Source organism: Streptomyces sp. SID8374, from assembly GCF_009865135.1.
Taxonomy (GTDB): domain Bacteria; phylum Actinomycetota; class Actinomycetes; order Streptomycetales; family Streptomycetaceae; genus Streptomyces.
Genome location: NZ_WWGH01000002.1, coordinates 2,198,878 through 2,219,577, shown reverse-complemented (window position 1 = coordinate 2,219,577; position 20,700 = coordinate 2,198,878). Strand labels below are relative to the sequence as shown.

Genomic DNA, 20,700 nt, shown 5'->3' with positions numbered 1-20,700 from the left:
CGGGCGTTCACCCGGTCGACGTTATGACGGAACCGGGAGCCTCGCCATTCGATCACCTGGCCCCTCCGACCGGCCGGCTCGCGTCACTGGAGCGCCCGGACCGCCGTGCGGAAGAGAGCGGGTGCGCGGTGGGCCGCCGTGACGATCATCCGGCGCGGGACGGGGTGGCCCGCGGCCCCCAGCAGGGCCTGGGTGAGGAGCCGGTAGCGGCGTGTCGCCCTCGTCCACCGCGCCGGATAGTCCTCGGGGCGTCCGGCGGCCAGACAGCCGACGGCGGCCGTCGCGGTGGCCACGGCGAGGGCGATGCCCTCCCCGGTCAGCGCGTCGGTGTACCCCGCCGCGTCGCCGACCAGCAGGACCCGCCCGGCCCGGGGCCCCCGCGCCCGCTGCCGGAGCGGGCCCGCCCCGCGTACGGGGGTGGCGTGCGGGCCGAGCCGGGCGGCCAGGGCCGGGAAGTCGGCCAGGTGCTGTGCGTAGGGGCGGCGGTCGCGGCTGAGTACGGCGACGCCCACCAGGTGGTCGCCCACGGGGGTCACGTACGCCTCGCCGTGCGGCGACCAGTGCACCTCGACCAGGTCCGTCCAGGGGGCGGTGCGGTAGTGGCGGCGCAGCCCGTAGCGGCCGGGGCCGGGGACGGGGTGGTCGAGGCCGAGGGCGCGCCGCAGGGGCGAGTGGAGCCCGTCGGCGGCGATGAGCCAGCGGGCGGTGAGACCGGCGGCGGTGACGGTCCGCTCGTCCTGGCGGACCTCCCGGACCTTGCCCTCCACGATGCGTACGCCGAGGGCCTCGGCCCGCTCGTGGAGGGCCGCGTGCAGGGCGGTGCGCCGGACACCGAGCCCGTACGCGCCCCGGAACTCCGCCTCCGCGCTGCGCCGCCCGTCGGTGTAGCGGATGCCGCGCAGGGGCTGTCCGGCCGGGTGCACGCCGAGGCGGTGGAGGGCGGCGAGGCCGCCGGGCATGATGCCCTCGCCGCAGGCCTTGTCGACGGGGGCGGGGCGGGGTTCGACGACCACAGCCTCCAGGCCCGCCCGGGCGGCCCGGATCGCGGCGGCCAGCCCCGCCGGGCCGCCGCCCGCGACCAGGATGTCGATCACGCCCGCGCTTCCGCCACCGGGAGGCGGGCCAGCGCCTCGTCCTCACAGCGGATCCGGACGGCCATGAGGACGGCGTTGAGCAGGGTGAAGACCACCGCAGTCGCCCACGCTCCGTGGACCAGGGGCAGCGCGATGCCTTCGGCCGCGACGGCGACATAGTTCGGGTGGCGCAGCCACCGGTAGGGGCCGCCGGTGACCAGGGGCAGGCCGGGGACGGCGATGACGCGGGTGTTCCACCGGGGCCCGAGCGTGGTGATGCACCACCAGCGCAGCGCCTGCGCCGCCACGACGACGGCCGCCATGGTCCAGCCGAGGGCGGCCAGGAAGGGGCGGTCGGCGTAGTGGGCCTCGGCGAGGCAGCCGGCCAGCAGGCCGGTGTGCAGGAGGACCATCGCCGGGTAGTGGCCGCTGCCCGCCTCGGTGCCGCCGCGGGCCAGGCTCCAGCGGGTGTTGCGGCGGGCGACGACGAGTTCGGCGAGGCGTTCGGCGGCGACGGCGAGCACCAGGGCGGTGTACCAGATCATGGGCCGTACCTTCCTACCAGCGCAGCAGCACCAGTTCGCAGCAGAAGCCCGGGCCCATGGCCAGCAGGAGCCCGGGGGTGCCCGGTTCGGGGCGGCGGTGTTCGATGGTGTCGCGCAGGACGTGCAGGACCGAGGACGAGGAGAGGTTGCCGACGTCGGACAGCGAGCGCCAGGTGACGTCGAGTGCCCCCTCGGGCAGGTCGAGGACCTCGGTGACGGTCTCCAGGACCTTGGGGCCGCCGGGGTGGCAGACCCAGTGGGCGATGTCCTTCGGCTTGAGACCATGCTCGTCGAGGAACTCCCGTACGTCGTCGGCGAGGTACCGGCGTACGACGTCGGGCACGGCCGGATCGAGGACCACGCTGAATCCGGTGGAGCCGATGGACCAGCCCATCACATGCTCGGTCTCCGGGTACATCCGGCTGCGGGTGGCGACGATCTCGGGTCCGGCGGTGGCCCGGCGTCCGCCGAGGGCGACCACCGCGGCGGCCCCGTCGCCGAACAGGGCGGTGGCCACCAGGTTGGCGGGGGTCACGTCGTGGCGCTGGAAGGTGAGCGAGCACAGTTCGACGGAGAGCAGCACGGCGACGTCGTCGGGGCGGCCGAGCAGGTAGTCGTGGACCCGGGCCACCCCGGCCGCTCCGGCGACGCAGCCGAGGCCGAAGACCGGCAGCCGCTTCACATCGGAGCGCAGGCCGAGGCGGGCCACCAGCCGGGCGTCGACGGAGGGGGCGGCGATGCCGGTGACGGAGGTGAACATCAGCAGGTCCACATCGGTGGGGCGCAGCCCCGCCGCGCGCAGGGCGCCGCGTACGGCCTGGCCGCCGAGGTCGACGGCCGAGCGGATGAACACGTCGTTGGCGGAACCGAAGCCGTCCAGGTCGCGGTAGCCCTCCAGCGGCAGCACCGTATGCCGGGTGCGGACGCGGGCGTTCTCGTGGAGCCGGTCCAGGACGCGGCGGTCGGCACCGGGCGGCAGACAGGTGGCGGCCACCATGTCGGTGACCTCGTGCTGGGTGTGGCGGTGGGGCGGCAGGGCCCCGTGGACCGCGGCGATCCGGGTCATTGCGGCTCCTGCGTCGGGGACGTCATTGCCCCATCCTGACCGGAAAGTCCGGTGAATCCCGGTAAGGGACCCGCGCGGCCACCGTGTTGACGGGCCCACAGGTCTCTACGATCGCCCGATGGGTGCCATGGACGGGGCGAGGACGTCGGCGTCGGCGGTCCGGTGGCCGGGCCGCGCGGCGGGGCTGGCGCTGGCCTGCCATCCGGGGCCGGTGGTCGCGGTGACCGCGCTCGCCTGCGCCCTGGCCGTCGGGGTGGGGCTCTCCCCGGCGCGGCTCGCCCTGGTCGGGGTGGCGGTGCTGACCGGGCAGCTCTCGGTGGGCTGGTGCAACGACGCGTACGACGCAGGGCGCGATGCCCGGGCCGGGCGGCGGGGGAAGCCGGTCGCCGACGGTGCGGTCTCCGTGGGCGCGGTGTGGGGTGCGTCGGCGGTCGCGCTCGCCCTGTGCGTACCGCTCTCGCTGGCCTGCGGTCTTCTCGCCGGTACGGTGCACCTGGCCGCGGTCGCCGCCGCCTGGCTCTACAACCTGCGGCTGAAGGCGACGGCGCTCTCCTGGGTGCCGTACGCGGCCGGGTTCGCCGCGCTCCCCTCGCTGGTGACGCTCAGCCTGCCCGACGCGCCCTGGCCCCGGTGGTGGACGGTCACCGCCGGGGCGCTGCTGGGGTGTGCGGCGCATCTGGGCGACACCCTCCCGGACATCGAGGCGGACCGGGCCGCCGGTATCCGGGGGCTGCCGCACCGGCTCGGCGCCAGAGGGACCAGGCTGCTGCTGCCGGTGCCGCTCCTCGCGGCGACGGCCGTCCTGGTGCTGGGCCCGCCCGGTCCGGTGGACGCCGGGTCCCTGGCCGTCCTCGTCCTGGCCGGTGCGGCGGCACTGCTGGGGCCGGCGCTCGGCCGGTGGTGGCACAAGGCCGCGCTGGCAGGAGCGGTGGCCGTGGCGGCGGCGGACGTGGCGCTGCTGCTGGCGCGCGGCACAGCGCTGGCCTGAACCCGGCGCCACCCAAAGCCCTCTGACGGGGCGTCACTCAGCATGCCTTCATGACGCGAGCATGCGAGAACCGTTGACAAATCAGAAACAGACCAGAAATCTATCAACTGCTGTTTGCAAAACATTGACTGCATGGCTCAAATACCGTGGAAGCAGAGGACAGCATGAGATGGAAACGGCTCAGCGAAAGATCGATCACCGGCCTGCTCATAGCGGGGCTCGTCACCGTCGGCCTGCTTCCCGTCCAGGCAGCAGCGGCTGAGGCGACCGATCTGGCCCGGGGCAAGACCGTCACGGCCAGCGGATCGCACGGCGGCTTCCCCGTCGTCAACGCCAACGACGGCCAGGTGAACACCTACTGGGAGTCGAACGGGCTGCCCTCGAACCTGACGGTGAAGCTGGGGGCCGACGCGGACCTCCAGTCCGTGGTGATCAAGCTGAACCCGGACCCGATCTGGTCCACCAGGACCCAGGAGTTCCAGGTGCTCGGCCGGACGCAGAGCGGCACCGCCTTCACCTCGCTCAAGGCCCGGGCCGGCCATGTGTTCAACCCGGCGACCAACCGGAACACGGTGACCGTCCCGGTCAGCGGCCGGGCCGCCGATCTCCAGCTCCAGTTCTTCTCCAACACCGGGGCACCCGGGGCCCAGGTCGCCGAGATCCAGATCCTCGGGACGCCCGCGCCCAACCCGGACCTGACCGTGAGCGCCCTGTCCTGGTCCCCCTCGGCGCCTTCGGAGGCCGACAACGTCACGGTCCAGGGGACCGTCCGCAACATCGGTACGGCTCCCTCGGCCGCGACCACGGTCGATGTGAGCCTGGGCGGCGTGGTCGTGGGCAGCGCCCCGGTCGGCGCGCTCGCCGCGGGGGCCTCCGCGACCTTCTCGGTGCCGGTCGGCAAGCGGCCGCAGGGCTCGTACACCGTCTCGGCGCTGGTGGACCCGGCCGACACGATCATCGAGTCGGACAACACCAACAACAGCCGCACCACCGCCTCCCCGCTGGTGGTCGGCCAGAGCCCCGGCCCCGATCTGGAGGTCCGCTCCATCACCTCCAGCCCGTCCAACCCGGCCGTCGGCGCGGCGGTCACCTTCACCGTCGCCGTGCACAACCGCGGCACCAGCGCGGTGAGCGCGGGCACCGTCACCCGGCTGACCGCGGGCTCCACCACGCTCAACGGCACGACCCCGGCCGTCCCTGCGGGCGCCACGGTGAACGTGCCCATCAGCGGCAGCTGGACGGCGGCCAGCGGCGGTGCCACCCTGACCGCCACGGCCGACGCGACGAACCTGGTCGCGGAGACGAACGAGACCAACAACGTGCTCGCCCGCTCCATCGTCGTCGGGCGCGGCGCGGCGGTGCCGTACACGGAGTACGAGGCGGAGGACGCCGCGTACCGGGGCACCCTGCTGACGGCGGACGCCAAGCGGACCTTCGGCCACACCAACTTCGCCACCGAGTCCTCAGGGCGCAAGTCGGTGCGGCTCAACTCCACCGGTGAGTACGTGGAGTTCACCTCGGCCAACGCGTCGAACTCCATCGTCGTACGCAACTCCATCCCGGACGCGGCGGGCGGCGGCGGCCGCCAGGCGACCATCAGCCTCTACGCGAACGGCCAGTTCGTGCGCAAGCTGGACCTCTCCTCCAAGCACAGCTGGCTGTACGGCAACACCGACAGCCCCGAGGGCCTCACCAACACCCCCGGCGGCGACGCGCGGCGGCTGTTCGACGAGTCGCACGCCCTGCTCGCCCAGACCTACCCGGCGGGCACCAAGTTCCGGCTCCAGCGGGACTCCGGCGACAACGCAGCGTTCTACATCATCGACCTGATCGACCTGGAGCAGGTCGCCCCGCCCACCGCCCAGCCCTCGGGCTGCGTCTCCATCACGCAGTACGGCGCGGTCCCCAACGACGGGATCGACGACACCGCCGCCATCCAGCGCGCGGTGACCGCCAACCAGAACGGCCAGATCGGCTGCGTCTGGATCCCGGCGGGCCAGTGGCGCCAGGAGCAGAAGATCCTCACCGACGACCCGCTGGACCGGGGCCAGTGGAACCAGGTGGGCATCCGCGACGTGACGATCCGGGGCGCGGGCATGTGGCACTCCCAGCTCTACACGCTGACCCCGCCGCACGAGGCGGGCGGGATCAACCACCCGCACGAGGGCAACTTCGGTTTCGACATCGACGAGAACACGAAAATTTCCGACATCGCGATCTTCGGCTCCGGGACGATCCGCGGCGGTGACGGCAACCATGAGGGCGGTGTCGCGCTGAACGGCCGGTTCGGCAAGAACACGAAGATCAGCAACGTCTGGATCGAACACGCCAACGTGGCCGTCTGGGCGGGCCGCGACTTCGACAACATCCCCGCCCTGTGGAACCCGGGCGACGGCGTCGAGTTCACCGGGATGCGCATCCGCAACACCTACGCCGACGGCATCAACTTCGCCAACGGCACCCGCAACTCGACGGTCTACAACTCCTCGTTCCGCAACACCGGCGACGACGCGCTCGCCGTCTGGTCCAGCAAGTACGTCAAGGACCAGTCCGTCGACATCGGCCACGACAACAGCTTCCGCAACAACACGATCCAGCTGCCCTGGCGCGCCAACGGCATCGCGATATACGGCGGTTACGGCAACAAGATCGAGAACAACATCATCGCCGACACCATGAACTACCCGGCGATCATGCTGGCGACCGACCATGACCCGCTGCCCTTCTCCGGGCAGACGCTGATCGCCAACAACGCCCTGTACCGCACCGGAGGAGCCTTCTGGAACGAGGACCAGGAGTTCGGCGCGATCACGCTCTTCCCGCAGAACCTGCCCATCCCCGGCGTCACGATCCGCGACACCGACATCATCGACTCCACCTACGACGGCATCCAGTTCAAGACGGGTGGCGGCCTGATGCCGGACGTGAAGATCCAGAACGTCAGGATCGACAAGTCGAACAACGGCTCCGGCATCCTCGCGATGGGCGGCGCGCGCGGCAACGCGACGCTGACCGATGTGACGATCACCAACTCGCGTGACGGCCATGTGCTGATCGAGCCCGGCTCGCAGTTCACCATCAGCGGCAGCCCGAACATCGCACGCGCGGGGCGGTAATCCCCTCTGTACGGCTGCCGGGCCGGCGGTCATCCGCCGGCCCGGCAACACCCTTTCCCGAGCCCCGAATTCACCCCTCCACGGCTCTGGGAAGTGCGAGGTCCGGCCGCTACCCTCCGCGCATGATTCCCACGGTTGTCTGGGGTACCGGCAACGTCGGCCGCGCGGCGATCCGCGCCGTCGAGGCCCATCCGGCACTGACACTCACCGCCGTCCTCGTCCACGATCCGGCCAAGGTCGGCCGCGACGCGGGCGAGTTGGGCGCGCTCGGCCGCACGCTCGGCGTCGCGGCCACCGACGACATCGCCGCCGTCCTGGCCGACCGCCCCCGCGCGGTGGTCTACGCGGCGTCCGGCGACATCCGCCCCGACGACGCTCTCACCGACATCGGCCGGGCGATCCGGGCCGGAGCGGTCGTCGTCACGCCCTCCCTCTATCCGCTCTACGACCAGCGCAACGCCCCGCCGGAGCTGCGGGATCCGGTCCTGGCCGCCGTCGCGGAGGGCGGCGGCTCCCTCTTCGTCTCCGGGGTCGACCCCGGCTGGGGCAACGACGTCCTGCCGCTGCTGATCAGCGGTCTGGGCACCGAGGTGGATGTGATCCGCTGCCAGGAGATCTTCGACTACTCCACGTACGAGCAGGAGGAGTCGGTACGCCATCTGATCGGCATGGGGCACCCGCTGGACTACCAGCCGCTGATGCTGGCGGAGACCGTTCCGACGATGGTGTGGGGCGGTCAGATACGGCTGATGGCCCGGGCGCTGGGCGTCGAACTGGACGAGATCCGCGAGACGCTGGACCGCCGGGCGCTGGAGACGTCGGTGACCACCCGCACGATGGGCGAGTTCGCGGCGGGCACCCAGGGCGCGGTGCGGTTCGAGGTGCAGGGCGTCGTGGGCGGGGAGCCCCGCATCGTGATCGAGCACATCACCCGTATCCATCCCTCGTGCGCACCGGACTGGCCCTCCCCGCCCGACGGCGTGGGCGCGCACCGCGTGGTGATCGAGGGCCGCCCCCGTATCGAGGTGACGGTCGAGGCCTTCGACGAGGGTGAGAACCGGTCGGCGGGCGGGAACGCTACGGCGGTCGGGCGGCTCGTCTCGGCCATCGACTGGCTGGTGGACGCGAAACCGGGCCTGTACGACGCACTGGACATCCCGCTGCGGCCCGCCGTCGGCAGGCTGGGAAGGAGACCGGCATGATCATCGACATCCCGGAGGGCCAGGAGCCCATCGGTTACGTATGGGGGGAGATGGTCCCCGGCATCGGCGTGGCCGCCGCCGCCTTCTCGATGTCCGTGTACGAGCACACGACGCTGGGCCTGCGGGAGTTCGAGGCCGCGCGGCTGCGGATCGCGCAGGTCAACGGGTGCCTGTTCTGCCTGGACTGGCGGACCGAGCGGGACGGGGAGAAGGTCGAGGAGGAGTTCGCGCAGGCGGTGGCCAAGTGGCGTACGACGGACGCCTTCGACGTGCGGACCAGGCTGGCGGCGGAGTACGCGGAGCGGTACGCGCTGGACCACCACGGTCTCGACGACGCCTTCTGGCAGCGGATGACCGCGCACTACAGCCAGGTGGAGATCGTGGAGCTGTCCATGAGCATCGGCTCCTGGCTGGCGTTCGGGCGGCTCAACCATGTACTGGGGATCGACGCGGTGTGTGTGCTGCCGGGTCACTGACGGAGTCCGGGGCCGCCGGGTTGGCACTCCCGGCCCCGGGCTCTCCGTACGCCCCTACAGATCGGTGGCGATGATGCGTTCGATGTTGCGCTCGGCGAGCGCGGTGATCGTGACGAACGGGTTGACGCTGGTGTTGCCGGGGATCAGGGCGCCGTCGATGACGTACAGACCCGGGTAGCCGTGCAGCCGGCCGTAGTTGTCGGTGGCCTTGTCCAGGACCGCGCCGCCCAGGGGGTGGTAGGTGAGGTGGTCGCCCCAGATCTTGTAGGTCCCGAAGAGGTCCGTGCGGTAGATCGTCCCCTCCTTCTGGTTGATCTTGTCGAAGATGGTCTTCGCGGCATCGATGGACGGCTGCTTCCACGCCGTCTGCCAGTTCAGTTCGGCCCTCCCCGCCGCCGCGTTCCAGGTGAACTGGGCCCGGTGGGGGTTCTTGGTGATCGAGAGGTAGAACGAGGCCCAGGTCTCGATGCCGGTGGGCAGCGGAGCGACTTCGGCGAACGCTCCGCCTGCGTCCCAGTTGTCGATGCCGCCGGTGGGGATGGACGACTGCACCTTCCCCGTCGGGTCCCAGAGGTGGTTGGCCCGGCCGCACATGACGTTGCCGTTGTCGCCCCAGCCCTTGCCGATCTCGTTGTTGAGGGCGGGCAGCGCTCCGGTCGCCTTGAGGCCGACGAGCAGCTTGCTGGTGCCGACGCTGCCTGCCGCGAAGAAGACCTTGTCCGCCGTGACGGTCTTGGTGGCGGTGGTCCGGCCGGTGGTGTCCAGCTGGTCGATGAGGACCGTGTAGCCGCCGCCGGAAGCCGGGGAGACGCGGGTGACCTTGTGCAGCGGGGTGATGGTGACCCGGCCCGTGGCCCTGATCCGGTCGATGTAGGTCTTCTGGAGCGACTTCTTGCCGTAGTTGTTGCCGTAGAGGATCTCGGCGTCCAGCGCTGACCTGGGTACGGTCCCGGCGGCCTCCTGCTTCATGTAGTCCCAGTCGTACACGGCGGGCACGAAGAGGAACGGGAAGCCCGAGCGCTGCGCGTGCTTCCGGCCGACCCGGGCGTACTGGTAGCAGTCGACGCTGTCGAACCAGGCGGGGTCGATGGTGGTGACGCCGAGGTCCGCGTTGGCGCGCGGGTAGTAGGTGCTGTACATCTCCGCGGCGTCGACCGACGGCAGGATCGCGGCGAAGTTCTCCCGCTTGGGCGTGACGGCCATGCCTCCGTTGACCAGCGACCCGCCTCCAACACCGCGCCCCTGGTAGACGGTGATGCCGGCGAACTCCTCGGCGTCCAGGATCCCGGTGTAGCGGTTGACGGATCTGTCGATCGGGAAGCCGAGGAAGTTGCTCAGCGGCTGCTTGGTCCGGGTGCGCAGCCAGAAGGAGCGGTCGTCCGGCCTGGTGGTGTTGGCGAAGATCTTGCCGTCCGCGCCGGGGGTGTCCCAGGCCATGCCCATCTCGACCATGTGGACGTCCGTGCCGGCCTGGGCGAGCCGGAGGGCGGCGACCGAGCCGCCGTATCCGGTGCCGACGATCAGCACCGGCACATGGGCGCCGGAACCGATCGGGGCCGCCGCCGCGCGGGCCGTGGCCCAGACCGGTGTGGTGGATCCGGCGAGCGCCGCGACCCCGAGAAGAGAACCTGTTCCAGTGATGAATCTTCGACGCGATACACCCTTGGGGGCGTTGCCGTGCGGGGTGGTGTCGTTCATGTGACATCCCTCACTCTCGACAGAGTGCAACAGGTTCTACTGTCGATCGCGTGGTAAGTCACTAGAAACTTGGGGGTAACTTCCCGGTACGCCGAGGGGCCCCGGACCGGTGTGGTCCGGGGCCCCTCGGGCGTGCGCGCGTACGGGGATCAGTAGGCGCCGAAGACGTTGTCGATCGAGCCGTACCGGTCCGCGGCGTAGTTGCACGCGGCGGTGATGTTGGCGACCGGGTCGTAGCTGTCGGTCGAGGTGCCGGGCACGTGGTACGCCTGGAACGTCGGGTCGATCACCTGGAGCAGGCCCTTGGAGGGGGTGCCCTTCACCGCGTTGGAGTCCCAGTTGTTGATGGCGTTCGGGTTGCCCGAGGACTCGCGGATGATGTTGCGGTGGATACCCTCGTAGCTGCCGGGGATGCCGTGCTGGGCCATGACCGCCAGCGACTCCTTGATCCAGCCATCGAGATCGTTGGTGTACGTGGCGGGAGCGGCGGCGGCCGGGGCGGCGGCGGGAGCGGCCGTCGTGCGCTCCGAGCGGTCGGCGCGCTCCGTCGTGGCGGTGCGGGCGGCAGCCTTGCCGGCCTTGGCGTCTGACGGGGCGGCAGCCTTGGCGCCGATGGTCAGCGTGATACCGGGGTGAATAAGGTTCGGGTTCTCGCCGACGACCTTGCGGTTGCCTTCGTACAGCTTCTTCCAGCCGCCGCTGACGGAATGCTCGCGGGCGATCTTGGAAAGCGTTTCGCCGGACACCACGGAATGCTTGACGGGCGCGGCCTTCGTCACGGAATTCGCCTGGGCGGTCACGGAGACGGGAGCCACCGCCTTTTCCGCGGCGACGGAGTGCGCGGGGGCGGCGGATGCGGTGGTGGCGCCGAGCACCGGGAGGGCCAGAACGGCTCCACCCGTGGTCACGGCGGCGATGCCGCGGCTCAGCGAGACGGACTTGGGACGGCGGTGCTTACCCTGTGCGGGCATGGGGAATTTCCTCTCCGGCGCCTACGAGGTGAGCTGTCGGGTTCAGACGGGAGATGTCTGGCCGCATGGACATGCGACTTCACCCCTAGCCGTTCCGGATACCGGATCGGCGGCTTACCTGGGTCCCCCGCTCCTGCCGTACGTGAGTGGGTTTCGGTTTCCCGGACGGCGGCAGGATTCGGCGTTCCATCCGGATTGAGCGTGACCGTAGGCGAAAAGCGCCGGACAGAACAAGCCCCGAATTCCGGATGACCTTTCTCCGCAAGATCGAATTCAGGAATTCCCGGATCCACCCGTTCCGCCGCGTCGTCAACTTTCTTCGCACAGAAGGGAACCGAACCCTCCACTTCTGCGTCCGCACCCTCGGACGTGACGCTCACCACTTCGCGCGGAGGTGGCCGAAACAGGCGCGGCCAAAATAGCTCAACGGCCCCAATAGCCCCTTTATGGAAGAGAAGTCCAAAAGACTCAAATCACCCATACCGCCCCGCAGAAACGGACTTATCGGGCGGTTCCGTAGGCCGGTTCGAGGGTCTCGCCGGCCGAGGGCTTACGGTGTGGGGTGGAGACTAGTAAGCCAACCCTTACCTCCGACGTACGCTGTACCTGCCCGCGTTCGCCCGCCTTAAGGATCACCACGCCATGACACGCCCCGTCCGCGTCGCCATTGTCGGAGCCGGCCCTGCCGGTATCTACGCTGCGGACGCGCTGCTCAAATCCGAGGTCTGCCAGGACCCGGGCGTCTCGATCGACCTGTTCGAGCGCATGCCCGCCCCCTTCGGCCTGATCCGTTACGGCGTGGCCCCCGACCACCCCCGGATCAAGGGCATCGTCAAGGCCCTGCACCAGGTGCTGGACAAGCCGCAGATCCGCCTCTTCGGCAACGTCAGCTACCCGAACGACATCGGCCTGGACGACCTGCGGTCCTTCTACGACGCGGTGATCTTCTCCACCGGCGCCGAGGCCGACCGCGCCCTCGACATCCCGGGCATCGAGCTGGACGGCTCCTACGGCGCGGCCGACTTCGTCTCCTGGTACGACGGCCACCCCGAGGTCCCGCGCACCTGGCCGCTGACGGCGGAAAAGGTCGCCGTCCTCGGCGTCGGCAACGTGGCGCTGGACGTGGCCCGGGTGCTGGCCAAGACGGCGGACGAGCTGCTGCCCACCGAGATCCCGGACAACGTGTACCAGGGCCTCAAGGCGAACAAGGCGCTGGAGGTGCATGTGTTCGGGCGGCGTGGCCCGGCGCAGGCCAAGTTCAGCCCGATGGAGCTGCGGGAGCTGGACCACTCGCCCAACATCGAGGTCATCGTCAACCCCGAGGACATCGAGTACGACGAGGGCTCCATCGCCACCCGGCGGGAGAACAAGCAGGCCAACATGGTCGCGCAGACCCTGGAGAACTGGGCGATCCGCGATGTCGGCGACCGCCCGCACAAGCTCTTCCTGCACTTCTTCGAGTCCCCGGTCGAGATCCTGGGCGAGGACGGCAAGGTCACCGCGCTGCGCACCGAGCGCACCGAGCTGGACGGCACCGGCAACGTCCGGGGCACCGGGAAGTTCACCGACTGGGACATGCAGAGCGTCTACCGCGCCGTCGGCTACTACTCGGAGGAGCTGCCCAAGCTCCCCTTCGACGTGGCCTCCGGCACCGTCCCGCACGAGGCGGGACGCGTCATCGCCGGTGACGAGCACATGGCCTCGGTCTACGTCACGGGCTGGATCAAGCGCGGCCCGATCGGTCTGATCGGCCACACCAAGGGCGACGCCAACGAGACGGTCGCCTGCCTGCTGGAGGACCGCGCCGCCGGCCGTCTGCCCGAACCGGCTACGCCCGCTCCTGAGGCCGTCGAAGCCTTCCTGGAGAGCCGGAACGTCCGCTACACGACGTGGGAGGGCTGGCACAAGCTGGACGCCCACGAGCAGGCGCTCGGCGCGGCCCAGGGCCGTGAGCGCATCAAGGTCGTGGAGCGCGAGGGCATGCTGGACGCCTCCGGCGCCTGATCAGTCCCGTCACTCCTCAGGCCGGGTCCGTGGCACTCTCCGCGCCTTGCGGGCCCGGCCCGCGGAACGTCCGCCACAGGTCCGGCGGGGCGGCCTCCCGGGCGGGCGGCGGCGCTTTCTCCGGGACGTGCGTCCAGCGGGCGGCCAGCAGGATCGCGATGTCGTCGGGGCGGTCCGTGGCCTGTCTGGCCTCCCCGATCACCCGGTTCGCCAGCTGGGCCAGCGGCACGGAGCCGACCCCGGCGATGGTGGCGCGCAGCCGTTCGATGCCCTCGTCGATGTCGGTCCCGGGGCGTTCGATGAGCCCGTCGGTGAACAGGGCCAGCACATCGCCCGGGTCGAGTCGCAGCTCCGTGACGGGGTAGGCCGCCTGCCCGTCGATGCCGAGCACGATGCCGCCGGGCAGGTCCAGCACCTCGGTCCGGCCGTCGGGGTGGCGCAGTACCGGCTGCGGATGGCCCGCCCGTACGGCACGGGCCCGCCCTGTGAGCGGGTCCAGCACGATGTAGCAGCAGCTGGCGAACTGTCCCGGGTCTAGATCGATGAGCAGCCGGTTCGTCCCGCTCATCACCTCCTGCGGGTCATGGTTGCTCAGGGCGAACGCCCGTACCGCACTGCGCAGTTGCCCCATGGTGGCGGCCGCCGAGACACCGTGCCCCTGGACGTCGCCGATGACCAGGGCCAGTTCGTCGCCGGTCTCGATGACGTCGTACCAGTCGCCGCCCACCTCCATGTCCTGGGTGCCGGAGAGATAGCGCCCGAGGGTGTCGACCCCCTCGACCTCCGGCAGCCGGTGCGGCAGCAGGGCGTCCTGGAGCCCCCGGGCGAGCGCCGACTCGCTGTCGTACCGCTGCGCACGTTGCAGAGCCTGGGCGATGAGCCCGGCGAGGGCGGTCAGGACGGTGCGCTCCTCGGGGCTGAACCCGCGGGGCCGGTCGAAGCCGAGGATGCACGAGCCGACGGGCCGCCCCGAGGCGATCAGCGGCAGGAACGCCCGCGCGCCGATGTCGGTCTCCATCGGGATGCCCGGGTAGGCGTCGGCCAGGCGCTGCATGGACTCGAAGAAGATCGGGCGGCCGGTGGTCAGGGTCTCCACACCGGGGATGGAGACGTCGAGTCCGACCCCGTCGAAGCGGTCGAGGAACCCTTTGGGGAACCCCGTCTCCCAGGCGAGGTGGAGGTGACGCTCGCTCAGCAGGTAGATGGCGAGCTGCCTACCGCCGAACGCGGGGAGCAGCTCCTCGGTGACGACGGCGGAGACCTGGCGGGCCGTGACCGCCTCGGTGAGGGCGATGGCCAGGGCGACCGGGCGGTAGAGCGCGGAGGACCGGTCGGCGGTGGAGCCGATGCCCAGACCCGGCGAGGTGACGGAGCCGGGCGTGTACGCCGGTTGCTCGGTGGCCTGGAAGACCGCGCTCAGCCCGTCAAGACCCGGGTACAGGGAGACCGACAGCCAGACGGACTCGGCCCGCCGGGCGAGGAAGTGGACGGGTTCGTCGGAGATCAGGGCCGCCCGGCAGTGGTCCTCGTACGCCGGATGTCCGAACCACGGCAGCGCCTCCCAGACGACATGGCCGACCAGCTCGGCGCGGGGGCGGCCCAGCAGCTCCTCCGCGAGCACGTTGGCGTACGTGATGCGCCCGATCCGGTCCAGGGAGACGATCCCCCGGGGCAGCCGGTCCGCCGCTTCCGCGATGACGGGCCCCGCGCCGAAGTCGACGACGAAGCCGTTCAGATGGCTCTCGGCGCTCTCCCCGTCCGGGTGCGTCCAGCGGCCCGAGAGCTCCAGCAGGTGGTACCGGCCGTCGGGGCCGCGCAGCCGCATCCGGCGGACCACCGGATCGGCGGACTCCACCGCCTGCCGGGCCAGGGCCCACAGCCCGTACACGTCCTCCGGTACGAGGCGTCCGGCGAGGGCGTCGACGGTGCCGGGGAACTCCGCGGGCTCGGTCCCGAAGATCGCGCACAGGTCGTCGTCGGCTGTGAGGGAGCCGGAGTGCAGGTCCCAGTCGAAGCTGCCTACGCGCACCGGGGGCGCGGGGGCGGCCGGCAGCTGGACGGGGATGGGCTCCTTCTCCCAGACCACGGGGAGGGACCGCGAATCCAGGTCCGTGAGCGCGGCGCCGAGCCGGCGGCCGAGCCCCAGCAGCCGCTCCCCGTCGGCGGCGGCGACCTCCTCGCCCGGGGTGGCGGCCCGCAGGACGGCCATCACGCCCACGCTGCCCTGCGGGCCGGTGATCGGGACCCACAGCGAGCCGAACGGGAACGGCAGTCCCGCCATCAGCTGCGGAAAGCGCCGCATGGCCTCCTCCGCGTCGGCGAGCAGCACGGGCCGCCCGGTGCGGTAGGCCTCGGAGACGGGGAAAGGCCGGTTCACATGCATCCGCCACCAGGGCCGGAACAGCGGCCCCGGCAGTCCGGCAAGGACGGCGAGGCGCAGCAGCCCCGGCGTACCGGAGCGGAGGTAGATGCCCCCCGCGTATCCCCCGGCGGACTCGACGGCGCTGACGACCCCCTGCGCGAGTACGAGGGACAGCTCGTCCGGTACTCGGCCGCCGTCGTCTCGCCCGGCCGCGGCCCCGCTTCCGGGGGACGGGGTGGGCCGGGTCGCATCGTGCCGGGTCACACAGCCAGGATGCTCCCGGCAGAGGGGGCAGCGCACGTCGGCGGAGCGGCCGGAACCCCGTGCCGGCCGCTCCGCCGACGGGTCTCAGTGCAGCTTGGCGACGGCGGTGCGGGTCGTCTTCCTGAACCCCTGGAGCGGGGCTCCGTCCAGGTCACCCAGCTGTCCCCACTCCAGGACGGTCACGGTACGGCCGTCCCGGCCGACGGCGTACAGGCCGATGTCGGTGGAGCCGGCCTCCGGGTAGGAGGTGTCGATGCTGTAGATGTGCGCGCCCTCCTCCACGTTCACCCGGCCGTGGTACCGGCTGGCGCCTTCGAGCCCGGGCTCCTGCTCCTTCAGCCGCTCCAGGCAGGTCGCCAGCGCGGTCCGCAGGTCGGCGGCGAGCGCCTTCGCCTTCGCGGTGGTGGGAGCGACGGTGACCGTCTGCCGGGCCCCGGTGTCCAGTTCGGTACGGAAGTCCCGGTGGCGGGTGCCCTTGGCCTGGGTGGTGCCCGCCGTGCAGACGGAGCCGTCCTCGGGCAGGCCCTTCCGCACCGGCCCGGCGGTCCAGGGGGTGAGGGAGGCGGGCCACTGCCCGGCGGAGAGGAGCTTCGGCGCGGCGGGGGCGGCGGAGGCGGGTGCCATGGGCAGTGCGGTGGCGGCGAGGCCCGCGACCGCGGCGGTCAGGAGGGCGGTGCGGAGCGTGCGGGTGGTGCGCATGGATGAACTCCCCGTTCAGGTGGTCGATCGGTCGGATCGGGTGGTGCGGCACCAGCGTGGGGCGGGCCATCGGGCGGCGACAAGGACGACACGGGTTCCGGCCGGCCCGGAACCGTCCCACCCCCGGTGACGTGGGTGTTCACGGTGGGGTGGAACGCGCCCCGGAACGGCCGGGGAGGTCGATCGGGTGGTGGGCGAGCGGGAAGCGGACGAGGAGCCCGCACGGGAGGCGCTGGCGGAGCGGCTGCGGGAGCTGAGGGAGGGTTCGGGCCGGACGTACGCGTCCCTCGCCCGACGCATCGGGGTCAGCGCCTCGACGCTCCACCGGTACTGCACGGGCCGGACCGTACCGGCGGAGTTCGCCCCGGTGGAGCGCCTGGCCCGGCTGTGCGGCCGCACGGGCGAGGAACGGCAGACCCTCCACCGCCTGTGGCTCCGGGCGGACGCGGAACGGGTGGAGCGGCAGGAGGGGGCGGGGGCGGGGGGCCCTGGTGCCGAGGGGGCCGCGGCCCCGGGGGGCGAGGGGGCTGGGTCTCCGGCGGCCCCGGGTGCCGACCAGGCAGGCTCTCCGGCCGCCCCGGCTCCTCCCGAGGGCCTGGCCCCGGCGCAGCCGGTTGCGGGGGCCCTCGGCGGCTCCCCGCCGTCGACCGCACCCGCGCCCAGCGCTCCGGTACGGCGAGATGAGCACCGGCCCGTGCCCGCGCCCCCAACGCCCCGCTCCCCTGTCGTACGCCGGTGGGTGCCGCCCCTCGCCGCCTGCGCCGCCGTCGCCGCCCTGGCGCTCGTCCTGATCGCCGCCTTCGGCAACCCCTCGCGGCCCGATCGCCCAGAGCCGCCGCCCCCGGTGGCGAAGCCCACCGCTCCCCCGTTCACCTGGACCGTCGACGACCACGTCTGGCGGTACGGCTGCGGGCACGCCTACCTCGTCGCCCCTCCCCCGAGCGCCGTCCCGCCGCCGCCGGCCGAGGCCGACGCGGAGGCCTGGGCGAAGGGGCTCGGCGCGGTGCACGCGGGAGAGACCGGCGTACGGATCACTCTCCAGGGCACGGGTGAGCAGGCGGTGGTCCTGGAGGCGCTGCGGATCCGGGTGGTCGCGCGGCGGGAGCCTGCCGACGGGCGGGTGCACCGGATGAGCTCTGGGTGCGGCGGGGCACTCACCCCACGGATGTTCGACGTGGATCTCGACGCTCAGCGCCCCGTGGCCCGCTCGGTGCCCGGCAACGACACGGGTGAGCCCATCCCGGCGGTCTCCTTCCCGTATCGCGTCTCGGCCTCGGACCCCGAGGTCCTGCTCGTCACGGGACGTACGGCCCGCTGCGACTGCGACTGGGTGGTGGAGCTGCGATGGAGCGGCGGGGGTCGGTCCGGTACGGTGCGGATCGACGACGGCGGGCAGCCGTTCCGTACGAGTGGCGCGCCGGGGCGGCCCGTCCACGACTACGACTTCACGACCGGGCGCTGGGTGGCGGGGACGGAGGAGGCCGACGCCTCGCCCGGCTCCTGATACCGGCGGGTGCGGTGGCCGTTCCGGCACCGCTGCGGCCATCCTGAGGACAGGCGGCCCGGCCGGGTGACCTGCGGGGCGGCCGCCGTTCCGACCTGGAGGTGCCGATGGACCCCGTCACCGCTCTGCGGCGTATCGCGTTCCTGCTGGAGCGCTCGCAGGCCGCCACCTACCGGGTGAAGGCCTTCCGGACGGCCGCCGAGGTCGTGACCGCGATGGCCCCCGGAGAGGCGGCCGAGCGGGTGGCGGCGGGCACCCTGGAACGGGTCACCGGCATCGGCCCTCGAACCGCCCAGGTGATCCAGGAGGCCCAGGCGGGTGAGGTCCCGGGCTATCTGGAGCGGCTGGAGGACGAGGCGTCCGCCGAACCCGCGCCCGAGGAGGGCCAGGAGCTGCTGTCCCGGCTGCGGGGCGACTGCCATCTCCACTCCGACTGGTCGGACGGCGGCAGCCCGATCGAGGAGATGGGCCGGACGGCGGCGGAGCTGGGGCACGACTGGGCGGTGCTCACCGACCACTCGCCCCGGCTGACGGTGGCGAACGGCCTGTCGCCGGAGCGGCTGCGGGAGCAGCTGGCGGTGGTGGCGCGGCTCAACGAGGAGTGGGCGCCGTTCCGGCTGCTGACGGGGATCGAGTGCGACATCCTCCCCGACGGTTCGCTGGACCAGGAGCCGGAGCTGCTGGAACAGCTGGACGTGGTGGTGGTCTCCGTCCACTCCAAGCTGCGGATGGACGCGGCCCCGATGACCCGGCGCCTGGAGGCGGCCGTACGCCATCCGCAGGCCAATGTGCTCGGCCACTGCACGGGGCGTCTGCTGTCGGGGCGCGGCAGGCCCCAGTCGCAGTTCGACGCGGACCGGGTCTTCGCGGCCTGTGCCGAGGCGGGGACGGCGGTGGAGATCAACTGCCGGCCCGAGCGGCTGGACCCGCCCCGCCGGCTGCTGCGCAAAGCCGTGGAGGCGGGCACGCTCTTCTCGATCGACACCGACGCGCACGCCCCCGGCCAGCTGGACTGGCAGATCAACGGCTGCGCGCGGGCCGAGGAGTGCGGCGTACCGGCGGACCGGGTGGTGACCACCTGGCCGGTGGAGCGGCTGCTGGAGTGGGCAGCTGGGTGAGTGCCCCGTACGCCCGGCAGAGCGCGGACATGGAGCCGCCCGCCCCGGAAGGAGCCCGGGGCGGGCGGGTACCGCGTAACGCGTGTCTACTTCTGCGGGTAGACGTCTCCGGCGGCCATGCCGCTCTGCTGCTCGCTGCGGTCCCGGATCGTCCGGGACTTCTTCTCCAGCCGCTCGCGCTCCTGCGGGTCTGTCGCGCGCTCCGCGGCCTCGGCGAGCTGCTGGGCCTTCTCACGCATCTGCCGCGCCAGGTCGGCGGGCTCGTCCGAACCGCTCATCACCACTCCTTGGGCATATCCCTGGTCCCTGGTCCCTGGTCAGAACCGGACCACTGCCCCCAGCGAACCAGTGACCGGAGTCTTCCGCATCCCGCGCGCCCCACACGCCTCGCCGGGGCGGCTCACGTGCCGGTCCGGCTCAGCCGCCGGACGACGGCGCGCAGCCGGGGGTGGCGTTCGTGGGCCTCGGACGAGCGGCGGTCCAGCTCCTCGCCCAGCCGCTTCGTCCGTTCGTCGATGTCCAGCTCGGCCAGTACCCGGTCGATCTCGGCGAGCAGGGCCCCGTGCAGCTGCCACTCGCGCGGATGCTCCTGGACGTCCTCCAGCAGCAGGTCGGCCACACGGTCGCGGGTGGCGCGGCTGCGGGCGAGGGCTTCGGCGAGCCGGTCCTCCGCCGCCTCGCCGTCGGCGGCGAGCGGAGCGGTGACGAGTTCGGCGAAACTCTCGATGGCGTCCGCGAGCTGGCCGAACAGCTCCTGGAGCAGGCCCGCCACATCGGCGGGGAACAGCGTCTCCTCGGTGCGGGCCTTCGCCAGGTCGGTGAGGGTGCGGGAGAGGACCCGCAGCACCACCGCGCAGATCTCCAGGGTGTCGAGTCCGGTGCGCAGGACGACCCGGTAGAGCAGCCCTTGTCTCACCCTGGGGTTGAGGGTGAGACTTTCCTCCGCCTGGCGGAGCGAGGCGTCGACCTCGACGATGTCGTGGTCGAGTCTGCGGGCCTCGTGGAGCCGGGCCGCCGCCCGGGGGACGGGGTTGTTCCCCACCACCTCCTCGCCCATGCTCCGCAGCATCGTGCCCATCCGGCGGGCCAGAGACCCGATGGAGGTGCCTGCCGACGCGACCCAGACGGGCGGTGCGAAGACCAGGTTGAACAGCAGCCCCACCACCGCCCCGATGAGCGTCTCCCACACCCGGTCCCAGGCCGTGTCGGCGACCTGGGCGACACCGAGGACGAGCATCGCGCTGATCGCCACCTCGGGGACGAACTCGTTGACCCGCACCAGCCGCCCGATCAGCAGCGAGGTGAAGATGGTCAGGCCGAGACTCCACCAGGTCAGCCCCACCAGGGAGCTGAAGGCGATGGCGATGAGCACGCCGACGACCACGGAGTTCACACGGCGGATGCCGGTGGTGAGGGTGGCGTAGAGGGTCACCTGCACGACCAGGAGCGCGGTGAGGGGGGCGGTCAGCGGTGCCGGTTCGGGCAGGGCCCAGACGGCGACGGAGTAGGCGATGACGGCGGCCGCGGTGGAGCGCAGCGTCTGGACCCCCGCGGGTTCGGTGGTGCGCTGCACGAGCTTGATGACGGGCGCGGAAACGGCGGGCATCCTTTGAC

At 71.9% G+C, this 20,700-nt stretch carries 16 protein-coding genes and 1 riboswitch; of the genes, 7 read left to right on the top strand and 9 right to left on the bottom strand.

The genetic code is table 11. From position 1 onward, the window contains the following. Positions 1-83 precede the first annotated feature (83 nt). The 3 genes from GTY67_RS33090 to GTY67_RS33080 are packed head-to-tail and all read right to left on the bottom strand — an operon-like array spanning position 84 to position 2,684. On the bottom strand, positions 84-1,094 hold the full coding sequence (locus GTY67_RS33090) for an FAD-dependent monooxygenase (RefSeq protein WP_161281478.1): 1,011 nt from the start codon (positions 1,092-1,094) through the stop codon (positions 84-86). Continuing rightward, on the bottom strand, positions 1,091-1,618 hold the full coding sequence (locus tag GTY67_RS33085; protein ID WP_161281477.1) for an isoprenylcysteine carboxylmethyltransferase family protein: 528 nt from the start codon (positions 1,616-1,618) through the stop codon (positions 1,091-1,093). The genes GTY67_RS33090 and GTY67_RS33085 overlap by 4 nt, the downstream gene beginning before the upstream one ends. 13 nt (positions 1,619-1,631) lie before the next feature. After that, positions 1,632-2,684 carry a 3-oxoacyl-[acyl-carrier-protein] synthase III C-terminal domain-containing protein gene (locus GTY67_RS33080; protein WP_161281476.1) on the bottom strand — a complete coding sequence of 351 codons (1,053 nt, stop codon included), beginning with the start codon at positions 2,682-2,684 and terminating at the stop codon, positions 1,632-1,634. Positions 2,685-2,811: 127 nt separating this feature from the next. Between GTY67_RS33080 and GTY67_RS33075 the strand changes: the two genes are divergently transcribed. The 4 genes from GTY67_RS33075 (at position 2,812) to GTY67_RS33060 (ending at position 8,466) form a co-directional block, all read left to right on the top strand. Then, positions 2,812-3,672: a UbiA family prenyltransferase gene (locus GTY67_RS33075; protein WP_161281675.1), complete on the top strand. Its 861-nt coding sequence runs from the start codon at positions 2,812-2,814 to the stop codon at positions 3,670-3,672. A gap of 164 nt (positions 3,673-3,836) precedes the next feature. Next, complete coding sequence (locus GTY67_RS33070) at positions 3,837-6,788, top strand: CARDB domain-containing protein (RefSeq protein WP_161281475.1); 2,952 nt, start codon at positions 3,837-3,839, stop codon at positions 6,786-6,788. Positions 6,789-6,910: 122 nt separating this feature from the next. Continuing rightward, on the top strand, positions 6,911-7,990 hold the full coding sequence (locus GTY67_RS33065) for a dihydrodipicolinate reductase (protein ID WP_093687897.1): 1,080 nt from the start codon (positions 6,911-6,913) through the stop codon (positions 7,988-7,990). Beyond that, on the top strand, positions 7,987-8,466 hold the full coding sequence (locus GTY67_RS33060; protein ID WP_161281474.1) for a carboxymuconolactone decarboxylase family protein: 480 nt from the start codon (positions 7,987-7,989) through the stop codon (positions 8,464-8,466). The genes GTY67_RS33065 and GTY67_RS33060 overlap by 4 nt, the downstream gene beginning before the upstream one ends. Positions 8,467-8,520: 54 nt before the next feature. On the opposite strand, the gene GTY67_RS33055 is transcribed toward GTY67_RS33060, so the two are convergent. Then, positions 8,521-10,164 (bottom strand): GMC oxidoreductase, encoded by a 1,644-nt coding sequence (locus GTY67_RS33055; RefSeq protein WP_202462424.1) that lies wholly within the window; start codon positions 10,162-10,164, stop codon positions 8,521-8,523. A 149-nt stretch (positions 10,165-10,313) separates the two neighbouring features. Further along, on the bottom strand, positions 10,314-11,135 hold the full coding sequence (locus tag GTY67_RS33050) for a transglycosylase SLT domain-containing protein (protein WP_161281473.1): 822 nt from the start codon (positions 11,133-11,135) through the stop codon (positions 10,314-10,316). Between the two features lie 3 nt (positions 11,136-11,138). Beyond that, positions 11,139-11,329: riboswitch (cyclic di-AMP (ydaO/yuaA leader) on the bottom strand. A 448-nt stretch (positions 11,330-11,777) separates the two neighbouring features. Between GTY67_RS33050 and GTY67_RS33045 the strand changes: the two genes are divergently transcribed. After that, positions 11,778-13,139 (top strand): FAD-dependent oxidoreductase, encoded by a 1,362-nt coding sequence (locus GTY67_RS33045; RefSeq protein WP_093687890.1) that lies wholly within the window; start codon positions 11,778-11,780, stop codon positions 13,137-13,139. Positions 13,140-13,155: 16 nt separating this feature from the next. On the opposite strand, the gene GTY67_RS33040 is transcribed toward GTY67_RS33045, so the two are convergent. Then, complete coding sequence (locus GTY67_RS33040; protein WP_161281472.1) at positions 13,156-15,765, bottom strand: SpoIIE family protein phosphatase; 2,610 nt, start codon at positions 15,763-15,765, stop codon at positions 13,156-13,158. 84 nt (positions 15,766-15,849) lie between these two features. Next, a complete protein-coding gene (locus GTY67_RS33035; protein WP_161281471.1) occupies positions 15,850-16,464 on the bottom strand; it encodes a hypothetical protein in 615 nt (204 codons plus the stop codon). Between the two features lie 190 nt (positions 16,465-16,654). Between GTY67_RS33035 and GTY67_RS33030 the strand changes: the two genes are divergently transcribed. Both GTY67_RS33030 and GTY67_RS33025 read left to right on the top strand, forming a co-directional pair. Continuing rightward, entirely contained in the window at positions 16,655-17,968 is a 1,314-nt protein-coding gene (locus GTY67_RS33030) for a helix-turn-helix transcriptional regulator (protein ID WP_343238800.1), read from the top strand. A gap of 107 nt (positions 17,969-18,075) precedes the next feature. Then, positions 18,076-19,086 (top strand): PHP domain-containing protein, encoded by a 1,011-nt coding sequence (locus GTY67_RS33025; RefSeq protein WP_161281469.1) that lies wholly within the window; start codon positions 18,076-18,078, stop codon positions 19,084-19,086. Between the two features lie 86 nt (positions 19,087-19,172). Here GTY67_RS33025 and GTY67_RS33020 read toward each other — a convergent pair whose 3' ends face one another. Next, positions 19,173-19,364, bottom strand: a complete 192-nt coding sequence (locus GTY67_RS33020) for a DUF6381 family protein (protein WP_093687880.1) — start codon at positions 19,362-19,364, stop codon at positions 19,173-19,175. 122 nt (positions 19,365-19,486) lie between these two features. After that, entirely contained in the window at positions 19,487-20,692 is a 1,206-nt protein-coding gene (locus tag GTY67_RS33015) for an aromatic acid exporter family protein (protein WP_093687878.1), read from the bottom strand. Between the last annotated feature and the right edge of the window lie 8 nt (positions 20,693-20,700).